We start from the raw sequence: 24796 nt of genomic DNA, 5'->3' as shown, positions 1-24796 counted from the left end.
TTGGCCTCACATTGCACGAATGAGCCCCACCTACCTCACATGAGGCGGGTGGGGCTCCTTTTCGTATTTCAGGGGGTCAACGGAGATTGCAATCAACCGTATCCTCGCCACGCGACACGATGATCTGCCCAGGGGTCTCCGTCCCGCCTACTGTGACCACCACATGATCAGCCCAGTCTCCCTGGCTCCCATTAGTCCACGCCCACTGGTGCATATCGTCGGAGACGCGGCCAGCGAAGCATTCTCCCAGTCCGTCCACTTCGTCAGGTAGTCGTTCTCCCATCCACTTGGACGTTTCCTCGAAGTCGGCTCCTGGAACGGTGAACATCTCGCTGGAGTCGGTGCTGCCGTCCGCCTCTGCTGATGCCGGTACGACGATCCCTTCGATCATGGTCGACTTTTCTTCGTCACCGATGCCTCCGCTGCCTATCGCGGTGACGAGGATGGCAACGAGGATGATGATGCCGACGAGTACAGCTATCGCGATGAGGCCGATCTTCATGCAGCCGCTCTTCTTCTTCGGCTGGTCTAGGTGGGGCTGTGTGGGCGTGGTCATGTCGGGCCTTTCGTAGGGGTGTGAGGGTATTCATATCAGGTGTGTACGACGCTCACGCAGCGCACGTTATTTCCAGCTGCACGTCGGTTCCCATAGGGTGACGGCGCCGCACTCGCGGCACTCGTGGGTTCGGTGGCCCTGCTCGAGCGTGCCGGCGCGTGGCGCGAGCCAGCCGACGAGGACTCGGTTGGGTCCGAGGCGGTGGCCGTTGGGGCAGTGGGTGGGGGCGCCTTCGGTCCAGAGCATGGGCTGACTATAGAACATGCGTGCAACAGTCTTTGCCCACATTTTGCCCACATTTGTGGCACTTTCGGACCCCGCGACACCCCGCCGCACCGACGAACGTGCAGGTCAGGACCGTATAGGTGCAGGTCGGAGAGGTCCCAGAACTGGTTTCTACCCGGCTGGTCAGGGGTTCGAATCCTCTCGGGGGCGCAACCACACCACTGCTTTCCCGCGCGCACCGCCGCTGCCCCGCTCGCCCGTGGCTGCGTACCCGCTCGACCCGCCGCAACCCGGCTCAGCCGTCACTCCGGTACGGTTTCGCGAACCGCGACCTGGGCAAACGCTGACCGCAGTGACGGCTGACCGTCGCTGCCCCGCTCGCCCGTGGCTGCTTACCCACTCACACCGCCACTATTCAGCCTCGCACCGCCGCTATCGAGCTCAGCCGTCACTCCGGTACGGTTTCGCGAATCGCGACCTGGGCAAACGATGACCGGAGTGACGGCTAACAGTTGAGAAGACGGTTCAACGTCCTCGTCTCGGCCAGAGTGCGATGTCCGCGTCGGTCGCATCCGAGTCGGAAGTGGGCACGGCCCCGGCTGTACGGTCCATCACTTCGAGCGCAATCCGTCTCACCCGATCGGTACGCCGACCGCCGCGCAGAGCTCGGGATCGGTGATGTAGCCCTGCTCACATCCGTACTGCGTCTGGATCTCCCCTGACGAAGGATTCGGGTTCCCGTTCTCGTCATAGCCGTAGCCGCAGATCGCCGCCGCGCACGAATCGTCGCCATTGGTCTGTGGCTGGGTCTGGGTCTGGGGCTGTGGAGGCGGCGTCCACTGCGCCAACATCTGATCCGCACAGAGCTGCGTCCATCCCGAGCCTCCGCCGGTGAAAAACGTAGTCCCCATCTCGTGGATCGACGGGTCGCCGCAGGACGAGATTTGTTCATCCAAACATGTCGTACCTTGGAACTGGGGCTGACCGTAGGAACCGACGAGACAGTCCGCGCTGGCCTCGGATCCAGCAGCGGTCGGCGCCGGAGTAGACGGCGACGACGACGGTCCCTTGTCGGGGACAGGCCAGGAGAAGTCGGTGTCCTCGATCTCCGGATTGAGGTACCAGCGCGCGGGCAGCGTTTCGACCCGGTATTCTCCGGAAGCTCTGGCCTTGGTCCCTGGCAGGACCGGATCCGAGAACTCCTGAATCCCGGATTCTGGGTTTGCCCTGCAGTCACTCGCCGGAGCCAACTTAATGCTGAGGCGATCTGCGTCGGCCGCAATCCATTCGGGGACCACAAAATCCTCTGTTGCTTCCCGCACGTCGATCAGCCCGACCACCTCGACGATGTGCCCCTCGCCCTCTCCCGAGGTTTCAGCGTCTTCTGCGGAATCATTGACACCATAGCGGCACTCGTCGGCGACGGAGATCTCCGTGATGGTCACGTCGATGTCGCGCGGTTCGGCGACGCTGCCGGTCAGGTGCGCGGTCTCGCCGAGTTCCAACTCCACGGGGCCGGTTCGTGCTTCTTCGGTCGGCGTCGGCACCGGTTCGGACTCGCTGGCCTGGCCTGAGCATCCCGCGAGAGCAACGATCATGGCGGCGGCGACGGTGAGAATAGCGCGCATCGGCATACCTTCCAGCAGCAATGATCTACATGTAGCACCGGCCTAGCCTCCACTGCACTGATTTGAAACGAACGAGACCTCGCAGCAGCCAAGCGTCGACAACAGTCCCCGCACCGCGAAACCCACGCGTGCCCCACTCAGTTCGTTGCGCGCCAGGCTCGCGCAGACGGCGCGCCCGGATCACACCGACGGCGTCGACGGATCTGCCGCCCAGTGCTCGCTGGTCTCGGCACTCGTCGGAGTACGCACCGGCAGCAGCAGGAGCAGACCGACCAGAAGGACGAGCGCGATCCCCGCAATGCCCGCGCGGTCGGCACTGAACGCCCAGGTGAACAGCCCGAACAGAGCCGGCGCGAGGAACGAGACCGCCCGGCCCGTGGTGGCGTAGAGGCCGAACATCTGGCCGTCGCATTCCGGCGGGACGAGCCGCGCGAGGAACGAGCGCGACGCCGACTGGGCCGGCCCCACGAACAGTCACATGAGCAGGCCGAAGATCCAGAACATGGTGGTGCCGGAGACGAACAGCAACACGGTCATGGTCGCGAGCATCGCCACCAGTGAACCCACGATCACGGCCTTGGGCCCGATCCGGTCGTCGAGGTAGCCGGCCACCACCGCCCCGAGCGCCGCCACGACGTTCGCGGCCACGCCGAAGATCAGCACATCCCCCGGGGCCAGGCCGTACACGCTCACCGCGAGGATCGCCCCAAAGGTGAACACCCCGGCCAGTCCGTCGCGGAAGATCGCGCTGGCGATGAGGAACTTCACGGTCCGCGGATCGCGCGCCCACAGCGCCTTCAGATCGGCCCAGAGGATGCGGTACGACGCGAGAAAGCCGGCGTTGTCAGCCGCGCCGTTGTCGTCGTCATTACTCCTGGCGCCATCCCCGCCACGCCTGGCCGCCGCGCGGTTCTCGGGGACCTTGAACAGCACCGGCAGCGCGAACACGGCGAACCACACGGCGGCGACCAGGCACACCAGTCGCACGTTGAGCCCGCCGTCCACGGGAATCCCGAGAAGCCCGCGCTCGTCCCCCTCGCCGGAGATGAACCCGAGGAACGCCGCGAGCAGGAGAAAGATCCCGCCGAAGTAGCCCATGGCCCAGCCGAAGCCGGACACCCGCCCGACGGTGGACGGCGTGGACACCTGACGCAGCATCGCGAAGTAGGAGACCTCGGCGAACTCGAACGTGATCGACCCGACCGCCAGCAGCACCAAGCCCACCCAGAACCACGGGTTCGGCGCACCGGAGTCGACGAGGAACATCGCCGCCGTGAGCGCGACGGTCAGATAGGTCCACAGGGCAAGGGAGCGCTTGCGGCGCCCGCCACGGTCGGCGCGTTGGCCCATGACCGGCGCGGTGAGCGCGATAACCAGCCCCGCGAGGGCGATGGCGATCGACAGCCACGTCGCCGCGGAGAAGGGTTCCTCCAGGTCCTTGCCTACGGAATCGGTGAGGTAGACCGAAAAGACGAACGTCACGATCACCGCATTGAACGCAGCCGACCCCCAGTCCCACAGGGCCCAGGAGGTCACCTGACCGCGGGTGGTGGGGCGGGAGGGGGATGACGACGACAACGCCGCGGAGGCGTTCGCGGGCGGCGGTTCGGGATCAGACGTACTCACGACCTAGAACCTAGCCTCTGGGTGCAACATCCGACCGGCGATGCATCCCTGCCGCAGTGCCACCGAGGCGCCGTCACCCGACCTCTCTACCAGGAGGTGCCGTACTCGAGGACGTCACCGGTACGCTCAGTCACGACCTCGCGGCCACCGAATTGGTCCCGCCCCTGTCCAGAGCACTTCCGAGAACGTAAGGACGCACCATGCCGCTCCCCCTGCCCACCGCCACGAACCGCGCCGTCGTCACCGGCGCCTCTTCCGGCATCGGCATGGCGCTGGCCACCGAGCTCGCCCGTCGCGGGCACTCGCTGATCGTCGTGGCGCGGCGCGCCGAGGTGCTGGCGGAGCTCAAGGCAAGCCTGGAGAGCGAGTTCGCGGTCACCGTCGAGGTGCGGGCCTGCGACCTGGCCGACCCGGCCGCGCGCCAGCCGCTGCTCGACGAACTGGCCGGTCGGGAGATCTCGATCCTGTGCAACAACGCCGGTATCGCGACCTTCGGACCCATCGCCCAGCTCGACCCCCAGCACGAGAAGCACCAGGTGCAGGTCAACGCGGTCGCCTGCCACGACCTCGTCCTGGCCGTGCTGCCCGGGATGGTCTCGCGCCGCTCGGGCGCGATCCTCAACGTGGGCTCGGCGGCCGGGAACATGCCGATCCCCAACAACGCCACCTACGCCGCTTCCAAGGCGTTCCTCAACACGTTCTCCGAGTCGCTGCGCGGCGAGCTCAAGGAGTCCGGCGTGGCCGTGACCCTCCTCGCTCCCGGACCGGTGCGCACCGAGGAGATCGCCGAGGAGGACAAGACCTTCGTGGACCGCCTGGTCCCGGACAAGCTGTGGGTGGACACCGCGTACACGGCCCGCGTCTCGCTCGACGCTTTGGCCCGCAACAAGATGCGCGTGGTCCCGGGGCCGCTGAGCCAGGCCATGTCCGTGGCCGGCAACTACACACCTCGCGGCATCATGGCCCCGATCGTTGGCCGGTTCTACGCCAAGCTCGGCGAGGGGCAGGCCGAGGCCTGACCGCCGGAGTCCTCGCCCTCGGTCAGACCGAGGGTGCGGAGCTGCCGCCCGACCACGGCGGCGTACAGGCCGTCCGCCGGATCTGCCACCCCCACGAAGTGCCCGGCCAGCTCGTGTGCCACGAACCCGACCAGCTCGGAGATCGCCGCCACCCCTGCTGCCGCCGCTGACGGGCTGGTACCCGCCTCAGCGGCGATCGCGTGGAGCCCCTCACCGCCGGACCGGTGAAGCTGGTCGAACCCCTCGACCTGACGTCCCCCCAGACAGCCGAGGAAGGGTGCGGCCACAGCGGCGGCCGCCGGGATCGTCTCCGGGGGCGCGATGTAGCCCGGAATCGGCGTGCCGTAGATGAGCTGGAACTCGTGCGGCCGGTCCCGTCCCCACTGCCGGAGCGAGTCTGCGATCCCCGCCCAGCGTCTCGCGTCCGGCCATGGAGCACGCCGGTCATCGGCAGTCGGACCCGCCGCATCGGCGACGTCCGGCGTCTCGGCCGAAACGGCAGCACATGCCGTTGGGGCAGCACTTATCGTTGCGGCAGCAGCAGCCGTCTGGAGCACCCTGGCGAGGGCGCCGTAGCTCTCCACGATCATCGCGGTGAGCAGGTCCTCCCGGGTCGGGAAGTAGCGATAGATCGCCGAGGAGACCATCCCGACCTCGCGGGCGACCGACCGCATCGACAGGCCGACACCACCCACCCGCTCGATCTCGTGTCGCGCCGCCGCGAGGATCCGCTCGGTCGTCTCGACCCTTGCCTCGTCGCGCTTGCCCATGCCACGAGCATTCCACACATTCGCGAGCACTGCTCTTGCTTTATATCCGAGGGCGCCCTACCGTCAGGATCGACACATAACGAGAGCGCCGCTCTCACTTCTGCCGGAGGTCGCCGTGACCAGTCAGAAAACCGTCCATTCCATCGCCGCAGACTCACTCAGCACACAGTACGGACCGCCGATCCACGCCCGTGCAGTCACAGCCCTCACCGTCACCACCGGGGCCCTCATGGCCTTCTACCTGCTCGCGCGACCGTACGGCGATGCCGGTGGGGCCGAGACGGCCGCAGCGGCCGACGCGTTCGCCTCGCCGATGTGGATCTGGTCGCACCTCGCCGGCGCCACCGCCCTGGTGCTCCTGGCAGCCCTGTGGGCGCTCGCCTCGACGGGGGCGATCCGGTGGGCCGCACTCGCCGGCGTCGCGATGGTGCTGCCCTACTACGGGGCCGAGACCTTTGCCCTCCACGCGATCGGGATCCGCGCCCTCTCCGACCCCGCAGCGCTCGCCCTGGTTCCCGCGATCCGCAACGACCCGGCGGCTCTGCCCCTTTTCGGTCTGGGCCTGATCGCCCTGGCGGTGGCAGGAATCGCCGCAGCGTTGCAGAAGATGCGAACACAGAACGACGGGCCGGGGCGCGGTCGCCTCGCCTGGGCGCTCCTACCCCTCGCGGTGGTGGCGGCGCTCTTCCTCCCCCAGTTCTTCCTGCCGGCGCCCGGCCGGATCACGTACGGGCTACTCTTCGCCGCCGCGGCCGCGGTAGCGGCTTACGCAATCCGCGGCGGCGCGGGACCGAGCCAGCGGATGCCATCGGGCCCCTCGCGGTCCGCCGCCGGCGGGAGCACCGGATAGAAGTCATTGAGCACGACTGCCTCGGCGACAGCGCCCGGGTCATCCCTTGAGAATCCGGCACGCAGCTCGGTCAGGTTCATGTAGCGGCCCGCACGCACCGGCCGACCATCTTCCGCCAGTGCGCCCGGGAACGACCACACGAGCCTGACGTGTGTCCCGTCATACGAAAGCTCGTCGATCCGGTAGCCGTCATCGTCCGGATAGTCCATCTCGGTTCCCGGTCCTAGAGCGAGCATCCGCGCCAGCTCGGCGACAAATCCGAGGTTCCACTCCGCCACGCCGGACACTGCAGCACTTCCCACCCGAGAGTCCACCGCGCCCGCGTCAGCGGCGCCGCCGGCGGCGGGTCCCGAAGAGGCTGCGCGTGATCTCCCGGCCCGCGGCGGACGCGGCGGACCGCATGAAGCTGCGGACCGCGGGATTGCCCAGCGCCTTGGCGACGAACCCCTCGTCGTCGTCGCCACCACGACCACCACCACCGTCCCCGCGGCCACGCGCCTCCTGCCGCGACTCCTCGCGGGCCTGCTCCGCCTGCCGGGCGGCCTCCTCGGCGTCGACCTCGGCCTGCTGCGCGGCGGCCGCCTTCTGCTCCAGCTTCTCGAAGGCCGACACCGGATCCACAGTCTCGCCGTACTTGACGAACAGCTCCGACGCACGCGAGAACTCCGTGATCGCCGACTCCCCGATCGTGTCCATGAGCGACCGCGGCGGCGCCATGAGCGTCCACGCCACCGGGGTCGGGGCGCCCCGCTCGGACAGGACCGTCACGAGCGCCTCGCCGGTCCCGACGGAGGTCAGCGCCGTCTCGATGTCGTAGACATCCGACTTCGGGTACGTCTTGACCGTCTTGGACAGGGCCGCCTGATCTTCAGGCGTGAACACGCGCAGGGCGTGCTGGACCCGTGCGCCGAGCTGCGAGAGCACCTCCGACGGAATGTCCGACGGTTGCTGCGAGCAGAAGAACACGCCCACGCCCTTGGAGCGGATGAGCTTGACCGTCTGCACGACCTGCTCGAGGAACGCCTTGGACGCGCCGGTGAACAGCAGGTGCGCCTCGTCGAAGATAAACACCAGCTCCGGGGCGTCCACGTCGCCCTTCTCGGGCAGTTCCTGGAACAGTTCGGCGAGGATCCACATGAGGAAGGTCGAGAACAGCGCAGGGCGGGAGGCCTGGTCGCCGAGCTCGACAGCGGTCACGACGCCGCGGCCGTCGCGGGTACGCATGAGGTCCGACGGATCGAGCGCGGGGTCGCCGAAGAACGTGTCGCCACCCTGCGACTCGAGGGTCACCAGGGCGCGCAAGATCACGCCCGCCGTGGCGGAGGAGACGCCGCCGATACCCTCCAGGTCCTCCTTGCCCTCGTCGCTGGTCAGGTGCGAGATGACCGCGCGCAGGTCCTTGAGGTCGAACAGCTCGAGTCCCTGCTGGTCGGCCCAGTAGAAGATCAGACCGAGCGTGGACTCCTGGGTGGCGTTGAGGCCGAGGACCTTGGCCAGCAGGACCGGGCCGAAGTCGGTGATCGTCGCGCGGAGCGGGACCCCGATCCCCCCGGTGCCCAGGGAGACGAACTCCACGGGACAGGACTCGCCGGTCCAGTCGACGCCCGCGCGGGTGGCGCGGTCGGTGATCTTCGGGCCGGCCTCGCCGGGCGCGGCGAGGCCGGACAGGTCCCCCTTGATATCAGCGACGACGACGGGGACGCCGTTCGCGGACAGTTGTTCCACCAGGAGCTGGATCGTCTTGGTCTTACCCGTACCCGTGGCGCCCGCGATGAGGCCGTGACGGTTGATCATCGACAGCGGAATCGCGACACGCGAGGCCGGGTCGGCGGTTCCGTCGACCATCACCGATCCCAGGGTGACCGCGGGAGAGTCGGTGGCGTATCCGGCGGCGATCTTCTGGTGGGACTCAGTCGTGGTCATCTGCTTCTCTCCTCGGGCGTCGGACGCATCGGTGGTCGGCGATATAGTCGAATATATGTCAGAGCCGACCACCGCCCCCGCGTCCGCGCCGACGCCACATCAGGAATCCAAGAACGATCGGATCGTCTGGATCGACTGCGAGATGACCGGACTGGAAACCTCCCACGATGCGCTGGTCGAGATCGCGGCATTGGTCACCGACTCGGATCTGAACATCTTGGGTGAGGGCGTGGACATCGTCATTCACACCTCGGACGCCAAGCTCGACGCGATGCTGCCCGTGGTCCGCGACATGCACGCTGCCTCCGGCCTGACCGAGCAGATCCGGCAGTCCACCGTCACGCTGGCCGAGGCCGAGAAGGCGGTACTGGACTACGTGCGGACCTGGGTGCCCGTGGGTGGCTCCGCTCCCCTGGCCGGGAACTCGATCGGCACAGACCGCGGCTTCATCGCCCGCGACATGCCCGAGCTCAACTCCTACCTGCACTACCGGATGATCGACGTGAGCTCGATCAAGGAACTGTGCAAGCGCTGGTACCCGCGCATCTACTTCGGCCAGCCGGAGAAGGGCATGTCGCACCGCGCCCTCGCCGACATCAAGGAGTCGATCCGCGAGCTGCAGTACTACCGCGCCACGGCGTTCGTCCCCCAGCCCGGCCCCACCACGGACGAGGTGCAGCAGGCCGCAGCCGCGCTCCCCGCGGTCGAGTGACTCCGCCCGGCCCGCCCGTTGCCGGATTCCGGAGCGGGCGACCTGCCGGATTCCGGAGCGGGCGACCTGCCGGGTTCCGGGGCAGGCGACCTGCCGGGTTCCAGTGCGGGCGACCTGCCGGGTTCAGAAGTCGGCGACCTGCCGATTTCACGCCCGGCATATAACGGGGTAAAGTCGTCAGCGCTGTCCGCGAGGACGGCGATGGTGGCTGTAGTTCAGCTGGTAGAGCACCAGATTGTGATTCTGGTTGTCGCGGGTTCGAGTCCCGTCAGCCACCCCGACGAGCAGGGCTCGGACCGACATGGTCCGGGCCCTGCCCCTGTATGCGGAATTCTCTATAGGGACGTCCGGCTCGCGGTTGGTCCTGCTCCCGTTTGCCCTGTTCCCGTGGGTCCGGCGCTGCCGCCGGGCCTCACCTTCGGACCTCACCAGCGGTTGCGGGATTCCTCCGCCCAACCGACCAGTCCGTCGAGCGAGACGGTCGTCCCGTCGTCCAGAACCCCGGTCCCGCCCCAGACGCCGAACGCCTGCCAGGTCTTGACCGCCAACACGCCCAGCTCGGTGATGTCCCGGCGCTGGTGGAACGGCGTCAGGGTGGCGTCCAGGCGCTCCCCCTTCACCCGCCACGGACCGGTCCGGTCGTCCACGTCGTAGCTCCACCTGAGGTCCTCACCGATCTTGTGCATCCGCCCGTCCACGAGGATCCCGTTCTCGGTGCACCCAGTGCCGTCCGTCCACTGTCCTCCGACCTGGATCGCCCGCGGGGCGCCGTCGACCACTCCGCTGCCGGCGCCCCAGTTCCACACGTTCGAGTACCGCCAGCGGCCACGCCCACGGTCGAGAACGGCCCACCCCTGGCCCAGGTCGTGCGCCACCCCGTCGAGCGTCACCGTCCCCGTGACCGGATTGGCAAGGTTTTTGAGCGTGTACTGGAATCGGGTGTCGCTCCACGGCACCACCACGCCGAGACTGTCGTGTCCGGGACGGCTGACGACAAGATCCACCTGCACACCCGTCGCCCGCACACGGATGGTGGTGGTGCGCCCGGCCGACGTATGGGCAGCAGTCGTGGTGTCGGTGGGGTCGGTGCCTGCTGGCGCAGTGACTGATGGAGCAGTGCCTGCTGGCGCGGTGTCAGCGGGGTCGGTGATGTCGTCGTCGTTGTCGTTGTCGTCGATCTCGATACTCACCCGCGTCGACCCGGGACCTGCGGCCGCGTGGATCGTCCCGTCCCCCGGCACGTCGCTGAAGGCCGGCGCGCCGAACGGCGTGATCCCACTGCGCACGGTCTCCACACCGGTGCGCCGGTCCAGCACGTACACGGCGCAATTGGCGAGGTAATCGAGCCCGGCGACGGTCAGCCCCACCACGAACCGGTCGCTGACCACGCCCCAGTACTCCCACCGCTTGGTGCGTCCCCACCCGGAGATGGCGGTGCGCAGCACCGGCGAACGAGACCAGCCTACGGCGGCCGGGTTGAGGCGGCGGCCGTGGGCCAGGTCGGTGACGGTGGTGATCTCGTGTTCGGCGGTCATGCGCCCACTCTCGCACGGCGCTGACGCCCGTCAGGAGAGGCGGGGGCCGTTCGGCTCGTCGGTGTCACCGTCCTCGTCGGACTCCTCCGACGAGTTCCTCTTGGCGATCGCGGACTCGATCGCCCAGATCGCGACGCCGATCGCGGGGCCCAACGCAGCGCCGAGCACGAGGTTTCCCATGGCAGTCCCAATGGACAGGCCGATCGCCACTCCGATCGCGATCCACAGGCCCAGCCGGGATTCGTTCACAAGGATCAGGCAGCGCCCTGGTCGGCGTTCCCGGCCTTCCAGGTCTCCCAGGGGACGTTCCAGTCACCGAGGCCGTCCCAGCCGGGCAGCGTGCCGCCGACGGTGCCGGAGACCTCGAAGATGTCGCCACGCTTGGCGTTGTCGTAGAACCACTTCGCGTCCGCGGTGGTCACGTTGAGGCAGCCGTGGCTCGTGTTCTGGCTTCCCTGCGCCCACACCGACCAGGGCGCGGCGTGGACGAAGATGCCGCTGTAGGACATCCGGGTGGCGTACTGGACCGGGGTCCGGTAGCCCTCCGCCGAATCCACCGCGACGCCGTAAGTCGAGGAGTCCATGATCATCGACGCGTGCTTCTCACCGATCACGTAGACGCCGTTCGGGGTGGGCGTGGCCGCCTTACCCATCGAGGTGGGCATGGTCTTGACGACCTCACCGTTGCGCGTGACCGTGATGATCTTGTTCGAGTCGTCGACCCGCGAGATCACGGCATCGCCGATCGTGAAGCTGGCCTGGTTGTCCTCCTGGCCGTACATGCCGCCGCCCATGTCCTTGCCATAGATGTCGACGTGCACGTCCACCTCCGTGCCGGGGGCCCAGTACTCAGCCGGACGCCAGCGGACCTCCTGGTTGGACACCCAGTAGAACGCGCCCTCCACCTCAGGGGTGGTGGTGATGTGAATCGCATCCTGTGCCGCCTGACGGTCGGCGATCGGCTCGTCGAACATCACCGCCACGGGCTGGCCGATTCCCACGACCTCGCCCTCACCCACCGTGAGGTAGGCCGCGGTCATGATCTCCGGGGTCAGGGTGGAGAACGAGGCGTTGTTCCGTGTGACCAGTCCGGCCTCGTCGGTCGCCGAGGACTCCAGCGTGTACTCGCGGCCGTAGCCGAGTTCCTCGGTGCTGCGCCATTCCGTCTTGTCCGCGTTGAACTCTCCGGCGACCGGGGTGCCCTCGGGATTGGTCATCGACACCGAGTCGAAGGTGCCGTCCTCCGCCGTGAGCACGACAGGCTCAATGGGATTGAAGTCGGTCGAGCCGTCGGAGACCGAGACGTCGATCACGGCGGAAGGCTCCGGCGGAGCCTCGGCGACCTGCTCACCGGGCGCACCCGAGTCACCGATCGTGCAGCCCGTCAGGGTCAGTGCACCGACGAACACGGCAGCCAACGCGAGCCGAGCTCTCGACCGGGCTCCGGTCGACTCGAGTCCCGTCCGATCCGATGTCCGCAGGTTCACTGATGGCCCCTTCCCCGATAACGCCTCCCCCCGGCCACTGACGCGACCGGGCGGATGTCTCCTGCCATTATGCCTGCGAATGGCCCACTTTCCATATCGATAGCATTAAGACTGCGCCCTCACTCACGCACCGAACGCGTATCCTGACCAGGCGATTTCGTGATCCGGCAGGCGTCCTGTTAATGTTTCTCTCGCACCGAGCGAGCAAGGCCGAAGGGCCGGGCACGCAGGGAAAGCGCCATTAGCTCAATTGGCAGAGCAGCTGACTCTTAATCAGCGGGTTCGGGGTTCGAGTCCCTGATGGCGCACACGACGGAAGGCCCCGATCACCGGAATCACGGAGATCGGGGCCTCCCCCATTTCGGGGTGATTGCCAGAGAAAGCCAGGCGACTTCCGGACACGGTCACCGGAGAAATCAGCGAAAGGGCCCCTCCGTGACGGAGAGACCCTTCGCTGCTGACCGGCCCGGACCCGGGCGGCGGAGGAGTCAGCCCCTGCGGGCCGCCAGGTACGCCTCGATGCGCTGGCGCTCCTTACGCTTGTTCGCCATGGAGAAGGCGATACCGCCGATCACCAGTGCGGCGACGCCACCGATGGCCGCGAGAACACGGGGATCCTTGAGGGCCGCCGTGGCCTTCTCTTTGCCCTCGGTGGCGAGGTTCTTGGGGTTGACCCGGTCGGCGAGCTCGTCCAAGGTCGTCGCGAGGTCGTCGCGGGCCTTGGCGATATCTCCCTCGATGCTGTCGTAACTCCTGGACACGAGACCTCCGTCGATCGCACGACCGCGGGCCTGCCCGCGGGATCCTGACCCCGACCACGCTACTGCACACCGTGAGGATCCGCGCCGATGTGTCACCGCATCGGATAGGTTGGAACGGTCAAAAGTCCCGACTCGACATCAGGAGCACAGTGACGACACCTCGTCTCGAGGTGGGCCAGAAGGCCCCCGAATTCACTCTTCCCGACGCCGACGGAACGCCCACGGCGCTGGCCGACCTGCTCGCCGAGCACGGAAAGGTACTCGTCTATGTGTACCCGGCGGCCATGACTCCCGGCTGCACCACGGAGACCGTCGACTTCGAGGACGCCCTCCAGTCCCTGCAGGACGCGGGGATCGCCGTGGTGGGCGTGTCACCCGACCAGCCGGCCAAGCTGACGAAGTTCCGGGACAAGTACGGCATCACCTTCCCGCTTCTCTCCGACCCGGACAAGACGATGCTCACCGCGTGGGGTGCCTTCGGCGAGAAGAAGAACTACGGCAAGGTCGTCATGGGCGTGATCCGCTCGACCTTCGTCGTGGAGTCGGACGGCACGCTCTCGATGGCCCGCTACAACGTCCGGGCCAAGGGCCATGTCGCGATGATCGCCAAGCTGCTCGGCGTGGAGCTCCCCGAGCCCACGCCGTCCGAGGGCTGAGACCGCGCATGACATCAGAGCCGGAAGGACACACCTCGAGTACGTCGGGCGACACAGAGGATGACGTCGCCCAGAGCGAGCCGATCATCCTCGTCCCCCGCCGCCGCCCCATCCAGGAGCGGAGCAGGCTCAAGTTCCAGGCGTTGCTGACCTCCGCCCGCGAGGTCCTGGTCGAGGTGGGTTTCGACTCGTTCACGTGTGAAGAGGTCGCGTCCCGGGCCGGCGTGCCCATCGGGACCCTCTACCAGTTCTTCGCGAACAAGTACGTGCTGGTGTGCGAGCTCGACCGCCAGGACGCCCACGGGGTGATCGAGGAGATCGAACGGTTCTCGCAGAAGATCCCGGCGCTGGACTGGCCGGAACTGCTCAATGACTTCCTGGACCACCTGGCGGACCTGTGGCTGCGGGATCCGTCCCGTCGCGCCGTCTGGCTGGCCACCCAGGCCACTCCCGCCACCCGGGCGACGGCGGCGGTGAACGAGAGCGAGATCGCCCGCATGATCGCGAGCGTGCTGGCGCCGCTCATGCCGGCGACGGACCGTGTGCGTCGGGCCTTCATGGCCGAGGTCCTGGTCCACGCCTCCTACTCGATGCTCAACTTCTCCGTGAGCGCCGGCAACAACACGGCCGAGGACACCGGTACCGGTGAGGATTTCCACGACGCCACGGTCCGAGAGCTCAAGCGGATGCTGACGGCCTACCTCTGGCTGGCGGAGAAGGAAGCGCAGACGGACTGACCGGTCAGGTCGCACCGCACGGGCGGTACGGCACGGGTCGCACGACGCGGGTCGCACGACACCGCGGCGACTCTCGTCGCACTGTCTCACACGGCCCGGTCGCCGACCTCCGGCGCCTCGAGGACCACGAACGCGACCGCAGATCCCCCGTCGTGGCTGAGGGAGACGTTCCAGCGCGCGTCGTCCCCGACGGTGGCGGCGACCTGTCGGGCCACCTCCCCGCCGAGCCGGACCGCCGGCCGCCCCCAGGCGTCGCACACGGTCTCGATCTCCTGCCAGCGCAGCAGGTCCGGGGAGATCGGTGGTGGTGCGCCGTACAGGGCCGCGGACCACGCCTTGACGACCGCTTCCTTGACCGCCCACCGGCCGGCCAGGTGACGGGCCAGAGGGTCCTCCCCCGACTGTCCGCTCCTCGCCCCACGCGCCTCGGCGCGATCTCTGCACTGCCGTCGTTCGGTAGCCGAGAACGCGTCGGTCAGCCGCGTCCCGGGCTCGGCCAGGGATGCGGCGAAGGCGCCGAGGTCGACGATGTCGACCCCGACGCCCCGAACGCTCCCGCTCACGCCTCGGCGCTCCGCAGTTCGTTCATCCGCCTGTCCTGCTTTCTCTCGAGGCCGCGCACCCGCGGCTCACCGTCCGGGACGACCTATCGGCAGCCGCCGCCGGTCATCGCGGACAGCACGCCGTCGTCGTCGATCCGGGCCTCGGGGTCGAGCAGCACCGCCGCCTCGCGCTCCTTGACCGCGTCGGCGGAACCCTCACCGAGGCGACGGGACTCGGGACGGGTGTAGAGCGACTCGCCACCGTAGATCGCGTCCACGATCCGCCGGGCACCCGAACGCTCGCGCTCGAGGGCCGCCTCGCGGATCCGATCCGCCTCCGACTCTCCGAGTTCGGCCGCCGCTGCCCGGTAATACGCCTCCGGGTGCGTCACGGCGATGAGGCCGGACACGTGGCCGAAGCCGAGCGAGGTGAGCAGACCGGCCTTGAGGACCATGTCCCCACCGAGCTGCAGCGACTCGCGCAGCCACACCAGGTGCGGGTGGTGGTCCAGCGCGTCGTCGACGCAGTCCAGCGCGCGGTTGGGCGGGATGGTGCCCGAGCGCAACATCTGGGTGAGCCCGATGAGCTGGAACGCCGCCGCGCCGCCCTTGGCGTGACCGGTGAGGGTCTTCTGCGACACCACGAACAGCGGGTTACCGGCGGACCGGCCGATCGACTCGGCGAGCCGCTCGTGCAGGTCCGACTCGTTGGGGTCGTTCGCCTTGGTCGAGGTGTCGTGCTTGCTCACCACGGCCAGGTCGTCGGCGGTGAGACCCAGCTGGGCCAGGCCTCGGGCCAGCGGCGACCGTGCGCCACCGCGGCCGGCACCCAGCGCACCCAGGCCGGGGGCCGGGATGGAGGTGTGCGCACCGTCGGCATAGGAACCCGCCCAGGCCACGACACCGTGGACCGGGAGGCCCATGCGGGCCGCCACGTCACCGCGGGCCAGCAGGATCGTGCCACCGCCGGCGGACTCGACGAACCCGCCGCGACGGCGGTCATTGGCCCGGCTGAAGTGCCGGTCGTCGATGCCCTTGGCGGACATGGCCGCCGAGTCCGCGGTGGCGGACATGTCGGCGAAGCCCTGGATGCCCTCGACCGAGAGGTCGTCGAACCCACCGGCCACCACGAACTCGGCCTTGCCTGCGCGGATCTTGTCGAAGCCCTCCTCGACGGACACCGCGGTGGTGGCACAGGCCGCCACGGGGTGGACCATCGAGCCGTAGCCGCCGACGTACGACTGCATGACGTGCGCGGCCACGACGTTGGGCAGCGCCTCCTGCAGCGTGTCGTTGGCTCGGCTGCGGCCGAGGATGCCGTCGATGTACAGCGACCGCATGCTGGTCATGCCGCCCATGCCGGTGCCCTGCGTGTTGGCGACGTCGGCCGGATGCACGTGGGCGAGCAGCTCCGCCGGGGTGAAGCCCGAGGAGATGAACGCGTCCACTGTGGCCACGAGGTTCCACGCCGCCACCCGGTCGATGCCGGAGACCATGTCCGCCGGGATGCCCCACGCGGTGGGGTCGAAGCCGGTCGGGATCTGGCCGCCCACGATGCGGGTGAGCGTCGCCCGGCGCGGCACGCGGATCTCGGTGCCGGCCTTACGGGTGACGATCCACTCGCCGTCGGTGCCCTGGGTGACGACGGTGTTCTCCGGGTCGTCGGACTGGTAGGCGCGGGCCTGGGCCTCGTCGTCCACCTCGAAGGACAGGTCCTCCGGCAGGAACACCGAGGTGAGCTGCATCGAGGAGTTGTCGAACATCTCGGCGTCGGCGTCGTCCGCGTAGCGGCGGATGCCCACGCGGCCCAGCACCTCGTCGCCGAAGCGCTCGGCGATCTCGGCCTCGTCGATCGACTCACCGGTGGCGGTGACGGTCCAGCCGGCGCGCGGCGAGTCCTCCCACGTGATGAGGCCGGTCGACCAGGCGAGCTCGACGATGCCGGCAGCGGTGAGCGTGCCGGAGGTCTCCATCTCGAAGCGGGTACGCGAGCTGCCGATGGGGCTGACCTCACCGGTACCCACGATCACGACCATCTCCTCGAGGGCCTGCGTGACCTCGCCCCACTCGGGACGCTCGTCGGCCGCCACGACGGGCAGCGACGGGAGTGCGGCGATGGTGCCGGTGGCCTCCTCGGTGTCCGACGCACCGGAGGTGGCCGGACGGTCCGCGGCGAGTGCGGCCATGTCGAGGTCCGCGGTGCCGAGTCCGCCGGTGAGGTCGACGGTGACGGGGGCGTCACCGGCGGCCTCGCGGAACTCGGGGGCGCACCAGCGCAGGAGCTCGCCGGCGATGCCGGCGGTGGACCAGGTGGTCACGCCGGCGGCCTCGACGGCCTCCACGAGCGGGTCGTTGTGGCCCATGAGTCCGGTGCCGCGGACCCAGCCGATGATCGCGTGGACGAACGTCACGCGCTGCGACCAGGACTTCTCCGAGCTCCACTTGGCGATCATGGCGTCGAGGGCTGCCTTGGCCTCGCCGTAGGCGCCGTCACCGCCGAAGATGCCGCGGTTGGGCGAGCCCGGCAGCACGACGTGCAGGCGGGAGTCGACGTCGGTCTCGGCGCCGATCGCCCCGAGCCCGGCGACGAGCTTCTCCACGCCCCACAGCAGGACGCGCATCTCGGTCTCGGCGCGCGGTCCGGCGTCGGCCATCGAGCCCTGGACGCGGGGCGCCGCGAACGGGAACAGCAGCGTCGGGGTGAGGGCCGTCTTGAGGACGGTCGTCTGACCGCCGGCCGTCTCGGCGTGCTCGCCTCCGACCCACTCGACCAGCGCGTCGACGTCCGAGTAGGACGTGAGGTTGGCGGGCAGGACCCACAGCGCCGCGCCGCCACGGGCGTGGGTGCGGTAGAGGTCCTTGAAGAACGCCAGCTTGGACTGGTCCAGGTTGGAGGTGGTGGCCACCACGGTGGCCCCTCCGGCGAGGAGGTCGCCGGTGACCGCCGCGGCGATGGAACCCTTTCCGGCGCCGGTGACGACGGCGACGTCGGCCGCGTACTCGCCCACGAATTCCTCGGCGGAGGTCTCGGCGATCGCGCGGAACGTCGAGGCCAGTGCATCACGTCGGGCACCGGCGGCCTTGTCGGCCCACCAGCGCGCCTGCTCGGCGACGATCTCCCCCGCGCCGCGGAAGCTCTCCGCGACGTCTGAGGGCGCCTCGGTCCGGGCCCAGAGTCGGGCCAGGTCCTCGCGGGCGGAGGCCCAGCGGTCGTCGAGCAGGACTGCGCGCGTGGCGTCGAAGGCCGGGGCCACGACGCGGCGCCAGTCGCTGCCGAGCTCGGCGGCCACGAGGTCGGCCAGCTCGGTGTCCGGGTCGGCGTCGGCGAGCAGGTCCACGGCGTCGGGCTCGAGGTGTCCGAGGCGGGTCAGCAGGCCACGGGCGGCCTGGGCCAGGACACCGTCGCGTCCGGTGACCTCGTCGGCGAACTCGCCGAGCGCGGCGGAGTCCACGACTCCCCCGCCGCCCGAGGCGGACGCCGGCATGGTCACGGCGACACCGTTGGCGGCGCCGACGGACTGCACGGCGGCGTCGATGAGGGCGTCGAGTCCGGCGACGTCCTTGACACCGGAGGCGTCGAGGCTGGCCAGGTCGCCGCCGCGGATCGAGGCGCCGTCGCGGGTGCCCAGGGCGATCTCGGCGGTGACGTGCTGCGCCCAGCCGGTCCCGAGCTCCCAGGTGCCGGTCACTCGCTCGGTGATGTACGCCGCGCGCTTGCCGCTGCGGCCGAGCACGGCGCGCAGGGCCTCGCCGACCGCGTCCGACAGGACGGGGCCGAAGGGGGCGTAGCCACGGGCCAGGCGCGAGACCTGGTCGGCCAGGGTCGGGAAGTCGGCCTCGGCGGCGCCGTCGATGGCGCCCAGGCTCAGTTCGGTGCCCAGGTCCAGCAGGAGCTGGTTGCGGCGCGAGGACACGCCGTCACACAGAGTCTCGATGGAATCGCTCGCGGCGATCTGCTCGGGACGGACCTTGGTGCGCAGCGCCACCAGCATGCGGGTCGCGGCGGGGGCGCCGAACTCGAGGTCGTCCGGGCGGGGTGCACCGGGGGCGGCGGCCGGGGCCCCGGCGCCTCCTGCGGATGCGGTGGATCGGTCCGCACCGGCCGTGCCGGGGGTATTGACGGCCGGTGCGGGGTCTGTGGGGGCCGCCTGGTCGGCGGCCGCGGGGGTCGACTCGGTGGCGCCGGCCGCGTCGGCGGCGCTCACGGAGTCGTCGTCGTCCTCCAGGCTGGGCGGCAGGGTGCCGTACAGCGTCGTCGAGTCGCGCTCGACGTTGATCACCCGGGCGCGCGGCCCGCGGTGGGTGGGGAGGTCGAGGGTCTTGGAGGCGAGGTTCGCCACGGTTGGCGCATTGGACACGCCCACCTCGACGAACTGCTCCACGCCGAGTCCACCGCGCTCGATGGGGGTGAACAGAAGCTCCTGGGTCTCGATCCAGCGGACCGGGCTGGCGAACTGCCAGGCCAGGAGCTCGACGAGCAGCAGGCGTCCGAGACGGGTCGGGGTGGCCGACCAGGCGTCCCAGTTCGCGAGCACCTCGGCCAGGGACTCGGCCGGCACGAGGTCGGCGATCTCCTGGACGAAGTCGCGCTCGAGGCTGAACAGGCGCGGCACGAGGTTCGGGATGTAGCGGCCGACGAGCACCGAGATGTCGATGTCGTGCGGGATCAGCGCGTCGAGGGTGGCCCGGAAGTCCGGGACGCCGCCGCGCAGGACCGTGGAGTGGAACGGCACGTCGATGCCGGGGACGAGGATGAAGGCGTTCTTGCCGCCCGAGACCTCGAGCTCACGCGTGACGGCCTTCTCCAGTGCCTCGCAGCCGGCGACGGTGCCGGCCAGGGCGTACTGCGAGCCCGCGAGGTTGTAGTTGACGATCTCTATGAACTCGCCGGACTCTTCGGACACGCGCGCCACCCAGTCCTGGATGTCGGCATCGGCGATCCCCATCTGGGACGGGCGGATCGCGGCCATGCGGTAGTCCGAACGCCCCTGGGCGTCACGCGGGACCAGCTGGTGCATGGTCGAGCCACGCTGGAAGACGATCTCGAGCAGCGGCTCGAGCTCGAGCACGCCGGAGATGGCGGCCAGGGCGTCATACTCGCCGATCGAGTGGCCGGCGAAGTACGCGCCTGAGATGAACAGGCCGTCGGCCTCGAGCTCGGCGCGCTGCGCCACCGCGAGGCACGCCATGGCGACCTGGGTGAACTGGGTCAGGTAGAGCACGCCGTCGGGGTGACGGTGCACCTGCCCGCGGACGGTGACCTCGGTCGGGTTGTCGCGGACCAGCGCGAGGATCGAGAAGCCGAGGGCCTCGCGGGTGTGCTTGTCGGCGCGGTCCCAGACCTCGCGGGCGGCCGGGCAGCGGGTGCGGCCCTCCATACCCATCCCCTTGGACTGGATGCCCTGTCCGGGGAACGCGTAGACGGTCCGGGGCGCCTCGGTGAGCGCGGTGGCGGCCATGACGGTCGCCCCGTCGACGGTGCACGTCACCTCGAGGACCTGGCCGCCGGCGTGGCGTCCGGTCTGCACGGCGCGGACCTTGATGCGGTCGCCCGGACGGACCGGGGCGAGCATGCGGGCGGTCCAGCCGGCGATCCGCAGGGCCGGGGTCGCGCCGTCCGAGGCCTGGACGGCGTGCTGGGCCGCGGCGGAGAGCCACATGCCGTGGACGATCACGCCGCCCAGTCCGGCCAGCTCGGCCGCGGTGTCGGAGACGTGGATCGGGTTGTGGTCGCCCGAGACCAGCGCGAACGCGGTCATGTCGTGCGGGGCGGTGAGGGTGGTGGACACGCGCAGCTGGCGGCTGGTCTCGGCGGGCTCCACGACACCGCCCGCGGGGCCGACGAGGGCACCGCCAGCGGGGCGCGGGTCGCCCACCTCGGCGCGGCCGGTGCGGCCGCGGATGGCGAACCGCTCGGTGAGGGTGCACAGCGGGGTCCGGGTGCCGTCGGCGCCCTCGGTGGCGATCGCGACGGTCACCTCGACGACGCGGCCCAGGTCGGTGTCACGCACCGCGCCGGACCGGGCGACGACGACGAGGTCGGTCCCCGTCGCCGGCAGGCCCGCGAACATCCGGACACCGTGATCGAGGTGTACGAGGTCGAGCAGTCCCTCGACGACGGTGCCCTGGCCGCTCGGGCGGCGGGTCGCGCCGAGGACCGCGAACACGGCGGGCCAGGCGGCTCCCACGAGCGCGTCGGGCACGCCGGCGGACGGCACGAGCGCGGTGGGCAGGCTCCCGGCGGTGACGCCGGTGTGATCGGAGGCCAGGGTCGGGTCGAAAGTGAACCGCGCGGTGGCGACGCCGGCGATGACCTCGGGCAGCTCGGTGATCTCGACGCCGCCCGCTCCCCCGCGGCCGACACCTGCGGCGGTGGCGAGAAGGGTGCGCATGGCGGACTCGGCGGCCTCGTCGGTGACGACGGGCGCGGCGCCGGTGGCCACGGAGGCGTCGACGGTGATCTCGATGGTCATCTCGGCGGCGCCGATCGGCAGCGTGAGGTCCACGGTGCGGCCGTCGTCGGCCGGGGTGAGGACGGCGCCGGAGACCGGGTGGCGGCCGACGCCCTCGGCGTCGATCTCCCAGGCATGCAGCACGCCCAGTCGGTGGACGGGGTTGATGACCAGGCGACCCGCCCAGGCGACGTCCGGGCTGTTGAGCACGTCGGCGACGGGGCCGGTGGCGGTGGTGACGATGCCACGACGGCGACCGGACACGGCTTCGGTGGCGGGCAGGTATCCGCTGACCCGGTCGGCGGTGGCGGCCTCGAAGCGGTCGAGCAGCTCGCCGACCGGCTCGTCGACCCGGGTGATCCCGGCGACCGCGGTCGTGCCCGGGATGATGCACACGGCGTCGGCGTCGTAGCGGGCGTCGTGGGCCTGCCACAGGGAGTCCGAGCGCCACCAGCGGCGCACGTCGCCGTCGATCACGGGGACGAACGGCACGGGCTTGCCGGGCATGCGGCAGATGTCGAGGAACTCGGTGGCGTCCGCCGGGTGCAGGACGGAGCTGTCGAGACCGGGGTACCGCGCGGCGAGGGTGTCGATCACGTCGGCGGGACGCTCCATCGACTCCTCCCGCGGGAAGGCGGAGACGATGCGGCCGGTGTCGACCTCGTCGAGCCGGGCCTCGGTGCGCTGGACCATGCGGTGGAAGCGCGCGCGGATGGTCGGGTCGAGCCAGACCGAGCGGGTGCCGTCGGCGACGTCTCCGCCGAAGTCCGCTCCCAGGTCGAAACCGTTGCCGTCGCGGGAGACGGCCCCGTCGGCGGTGGCGCCGTGGGCGAGGGAGAGCTCGACGAAGCGGCGCAGCCACTGCTCGTAGGTCATGGTGTCGAGGTCGCCGAAGTACGGCTTGGCGGTTCCGTTGACCGCGGTGATGATCTCGTCGCGGCGCGCGGCCACGGCCTCGGCGTCGCCGGCGACCTCGTCGAGGAGGCGTCCCGTGCGGGCCGCGGTGTTGTCGATCTCGTGGATGTCCGCGCCCAGCTGGCTGCGGCCCGACGCCATGCCACCGGAGGCCTGGCCGGCACCGACCCAGGCGTCCACGCCGACGGTGTCCGCCAGGAGCTGCTTGACCTGCGGGCTGGTGGTGGCCTCGAGGGTCGCCATGGCGGCGGTGCCGACGAGGATGCCGTCGACGGGCATGGCCGGGTATCCGTGGGCGTTGGCCCAGGAGCCGGTCAGGTAGTCGGCGGCCCGCTCGGGGGTACCGATGCCTCCGCCGACGCAGAGCACGACGTTGGGGCGCTCACGCAGCATGGCGTAGGTATTCAGGAGGAGGTCGTCGAGGTCCTCCCACGAGTGGTGACCGCCGGCGCGGCCGCCCTCGACCTGGACGATCACGGGCATGTGCGGGACCTCGGCGGCGATCCGCACGACCTGGCGGATCTGGGCGACGGTGCCGGGCTTGAAGCTGACGTGACGCAGGCCGGCCTCGGTCAGCTCCTCGATGAGGGCGACGGACTCGTCCAGCTCGGGGATGCCGGCGGTGACGATCACGCCGTCGAACGGGACGCCCGCGGCGCGGGCCTTCTGCACGAGGCGCTTGCCGCCGACCTGCATCTTCCACAGGTACGGGTCGAGGAAGAGGGAGTTGAACTGGGCGCTGCGGCCGGGCTCGAGCAGTTCGGCGAGACGCGCGGTGTTCTCGGCGAAGATGTCCTCGGAGACCTGCCCGCCACCGGCGAGCTCGGCCCAGTGGCCGGCGTTGGCGGCCGCGGCGACGATCTCCGGATCCACTGTGGTCGGCGTCATGCCGGCGAGCAGGATCGGCGAGCACCCGGTCAGCCGGGTGAACGAGGTCTCGACGTGGACACTGCCGTCGGGGAGGGTGATGAGCTGCGGCTGGAACGCGGTCCAGGGCCGCTCGACCTCCGGGGTGGAGCCCGGGGTGAAGAGGTTGCGCAGGCCACCGCGGGTGGCGGCGGCGATGACGCCGACGCCCTGGCCGCGGACGACGGAGCGGTTGAGGCGGGTCAGGGCCTCACCGGGGCCCATGTCGAGGATCCACTCGGAGCCGGCGTGCAGGGCGTCGGCGAGTTCGGAGACCCAGTCGACCGGCTCGGTGAACACCTGGCGGGCGAGGTCGGCGGCGCGCTCGGCGTCGAGGCCGCACCGGCCGGCCCAGCGGTAGACCACGTCGACGGCCGGGGCCATCGCCGGGTGGTGAAAGCCGACCTCCACGTCGAGCGGGTCGAAGACGGGGGCGAAGACCTCGCCGCCGGTCAGCTTCGCCTCACGACGACGACGGGACTCGGCCTCGAGGTCGGCGCAGTGACGACGCAGGTCCTCGAGATCGTCCGGACGGCCGACGACGACGTGGCGCCGCTGGGCGTTGCGGATGGACACGAGAGGACGGACTGAGGCGTCGACCCCGGAGAACAGCTCGTCGACGATGGCCCGTAGCTCGTCGCCGTCGATGTCCGACACCCCGACCATCGGGCTGGCGTCGCCGCGCCGGAACAGCCCCACGCGGCGGCCCACGAGGGTCGCCGCGGCGCCGATGAGCTCGGCCACGGCGAGCAGGCGGTCGTCGACCGAGCCGAACGTCTCGACGGACTCGACGGCGAGGACGCCCTGGGAGTGACCCACCACGGCGGCGGGGACGGCGGCGTTGACGTCGAGGCCCTCGGCGGCGAGCGCACGGAGCGCACCGATCTGGGTGAGCAGGACCGCCGGGAGCGAGACCGCGGCGGAGGAGAGCGAGGCGTCGTCGGGGAGATCGCCGTTGGCCTCGTCCTCGCCGGTGGTGGTGTTGGCCCACTCGATGGGCCGGAAGCCATGGGTGCGGACCACGGCGATCTCGTCGTGAACCGGCTCGGTCAGTGCGACGGAGGCGTCGACGAGGCCCTGGAGATCGGGGCCGATGCCGGTGCCGTCGATGAGATCGCTCAGCGCGTCACGCCAGGCGATCCCCTGCCCACCGAAGGCGAGCGCGTAGGCCGTGCCGTCACGCAGCTCGTCCGCGAGGGCCCGGGTGGCACGGCCTGCCGGCACACCGGTCTCGAGCGGTCGGGGGGTGAGGTCGCGGTCGTCGATCGTCACGTGGGGAACTCCTTGGCACTCGCGTTAGTGGCAACGCCGGCTACCGGTGGCCCGGTACGACGCAGCGCACAGACTGCCACAGAAAGTTGAGGGCCGCCTCAGGTTGGCGACCGCCACCTGCGCCTTCGCCCACGGACCGTCGGACATAGCGGAGTGATCGTCGCCACTTTCGGACCTGATGGATTCCTCATATCCACAGGTGAGGGGCGCCTCAGGTTTGCGAA

16 protein-coding genes, 2 tRNA genes and 1 pseudogene are annotated in these 24796 nt (G+C 69.9%); 7 read left to right on the top strand and 12 right to left on the bottom strand.

Annotated elements, in window-relative coordinates; genetic code table 11:
- Positions 1-76 precede the first annotated feature (76 nt).
- The 3 genes and pseudogenes from OPF83_RS02660 to OPF83_RS02650 form a co-directional block, all read right to left on the bottom strand.
- Entirely contained in the window at positions 77-556 is a 480-nt protein-coding gene (locus OPF83_RS02660) for a hypothetical protein (protein ID WP_264885661.1), read from the bottom strand.
- A gap of 857 nt (positions 557-1413) precedes the next feature.
- The gene (locus OPF83_RS02655) at positions 1414-2430 is read right to left on the bottom strand and encodes a hypothetical protein (RefSeq protein ID WP_264885660.1); all 1017 of its coding nucleotides are present in this window, start codon (positions 2428-2430) and stop codon (positions 1414-1416) included.
- Between the two features lie 159 nt (positions 2431-2589).
- Positions 2590-3987, bottom strand: a pseudogene (locus OPF83_RS02650) (MFS transporter).
- A 248-nt stretch (positions 3988-4235) separates the two neighbouring features.
- Between OPF83_RS02650 and cmrA the strand changes: the two are divergent.
- Entirely contained in the window at positions 4236-5054 is an 819-nt protein-coding gene (gene cmrA / locus OPF83_RS02645; RefSeq protein WP_264885659.1) for a mycolate reductase, read from the top strand.
- Here the strand turns inward: cmrA and OPF83_RS02640 are convergent.
- The gene (locus OPF83_RS02640; protein ID WP_264885658.1) at positions 5018-5824 is read right to left on the bottom strand and encodes a TetR/AcrR family transcriptional regulator; all 807 of its coding nucleotides are present in this window, start codon (positions 5822-5824) and stop codon (positions 5018-5020) included. The genes cmrA and OPF83_RS02640 overlap by 37 nt on opposite strands.
- Positions 5825-5939: 115 nt before the next feature.
- Between OPF83_RS02640 and OPF83_RS02635 the strand changes: the two genes are divergently transcribed.
- Positions 5940-6674, top strand: a complete 735-nt coding sequence (locus OPF83_RS02635; protein WP_264885657.1) for a hypothetical protein — start codon at positions 5940-5942, stop codon at positions 6672-6674.
- On the opposite strand, the gene OPF83_RS02630 is transcribed toward OPF83_RS02635, so the two are convergent.
- Together OPF83_RS02630 and OPF83_RS02625 are read right to left on the bottom strand one after the other, a co-directional pair.
- Entirely contained in the window at positions 6590-6976 is a 387-nt protein-coding gene (locus OPF83_RS02630; RefSeq protein WP_264885656.1) for a hypothetical protein, read from the bottom strand. The two genes, OPF83_RS02635 and OPF83_RS02630, sit on opposite strands and share 85 nt — an antisense overlap.
- A gap of 22 nt (positions 6977-6998) precedes the next feature.
- The gene (locus OPF83_RS02625) at positions 6999-8597 is read right to left on the bottom strand and encodes a DUF853 domain-containing protein (protein WP_264885655.1); all 1599 of its coding nucleotides are present in this window, start codon (positions 8595-8597) and stop codon (positions 6999-7001) included.
- 55 nt (positions 8598-8652) lie between these two features.
- Between OPF83_RS02625 and orn the strand changes: the two genes are divergently transcribed.
- Both orn and OPF83_RS02615 read left to right on the top strand, forming a co-directional pair.
- A complete protein-coding gene (gene orn, locus OPF83_RS02620; RefSeq protein ID WP_264885654.1) occupies positions 8653-9309 on the top strand; it encodes an oligoribonuclease in 657 nt (218 codons plus the stop codon).
- A 204-nt stretch (positions 9310-9513) separates the two neighbouring features.
- Positions 9514-9586: transfer RNA gene (locus OPF83_RS02615), tRNA-His, on the top strand.
- A 148-nt stretch (positions 9587-9734) separates the two neighbouring features.
- Here the strand turns inward: OPF83_RS02615 and OPF83_RS02610 are convergent.
- Genes OPF83_RS02610 through OPF83_RS02600 form a run of 3 tightly spaced genes read right to left on the bottom strand, consistent with a single transcriptional unit; the run spans position 9735 to position 12331 of the window.
- Positions 9735-10844 carry a DUF2804 domain-containing protein gene (locus OPF83_RS02610; RefSeq protein WP_264885653.1) on the bottom strand — a complete coding sequence of 370 codons (1110 nt, stop codon included), beginning with the start codon at positions 10842-10844 and terminating at the stop codon, positions 9735-9737.
- A 30-nt stretch (positions 10845-10874) separates the two neighbouring features.
- Complete coding sequence (locus OPF83_RS02605) at positions 10875-11093, bottom strand: hypothetical protein (protein WP_264885652.1); 219 nt, start codon at positions 11091-11093, stop codon at positions 10875-10877.
- Positions 11094-11098: 5 nt separating this feature from the next.
- Positions 11099-12331: an Ig-like domain-containing protein gene (locus OPF83_RS02600; RefSeq protein WP_375546196.1), complete on the bottom strand. Its 1233-nt coding sequence runs from the start codon at positions 12329-12331 to the stop codon at positions 11099-11101.
- A 235-nt stretch (positions 12332-12566) separates the two neighbouring features.
- On the opposite strand from OPF83_RS02600, the gene OPF83_RS02595 reads away from it, so the two are divergent.
- Positions 12567-12639: transfer RNA gene (locus tag OPF83_RS02595), tRNA-Lys, on the top strand.
- Between the two features lie 180 nt (positions 12640-12819).
- Here the strand turns inward: OPF83_RS02595 and OPF83_RS02590 are convergent.
- Positions 12820-13092, bottom strand: a complete 273-nt coding sequence (locus tag OPF83_RS02590; protein ID WP_264885651.1) for a DUF3618 domain-containing protein — start codon at positions 13090-13092, stop codon at positions 12820-12822.
- 149 nt (positions 13093-13241) lie between these two features.
- On the opposite strand from OPF83_RS02590, the gene OPF83_RS02585 reads away from it, so the two are divergent.
- Positions 13242-13748, top strand: a complete 507-nt coding sequence (locus OPF83_RS02585; protein WP_264885650.1) for a peroxiredoxin — start codon at positions 13242-13244, stop codon at positions 13746-13748.
- Between the two features lie 8 nt (positions 13749-13756).
- Positions 13757-14485 carry a TetR/AcrR family transcriptional regulator gene (locus tag OPF83_RS02580; protein WP_264885649.1) on the top strand — a complete coding sequence of 243 codons (729 nt, stop codon included), beginning with the start codon at positions 13757-13759 and terminating at the stop codon, positions 14483-14485.
- A gap of 86 nt (positions 14486-14571) precedes the next feature.
- On the opposite strand, the gene OPF83_RS02575 is transcribed toward OPF83_RS02580, so the two are convergent.
- Positions 14572-15048, bottom strand: coding sequence for a holo-ACP synthase (locus OPF83_RS02575; protein ID WP_264885648.1), 477 nt, complete (start codon positions 15046-15048; stop codon positions 14572-14574).
- 83 nt (positions 15049-15131) lie between these two features.
- On the bottom strand, positions 15132-24572 hold the full coding sequence (locus OPF83_RS02570; protein ID WP_375546195.1) for a fatty acid synthase subunit beta domain-containing protein: 9441 nt from the start codon (positions 24570-24572) through the stop codon (positions 15132-15134).
- Positions 24573-24796 lie beyond the last annotated feature (224 nt).

Origin of the sequence: Dietzia sp. NCCP-2495 (assembly GCF_026011735.1) — a bacterium.
In the GTDB taxonomy this organism is placed as follows: Bacteria; Actinomycetota; Actinomycetes; order Mycobacteriales; family Mycobacteriaceae; genus Dietzia.
Note: the sequence above shows the minus strand (reverse complement) of the source record. Positions and strands in the feature narration are given on the sequence as shown.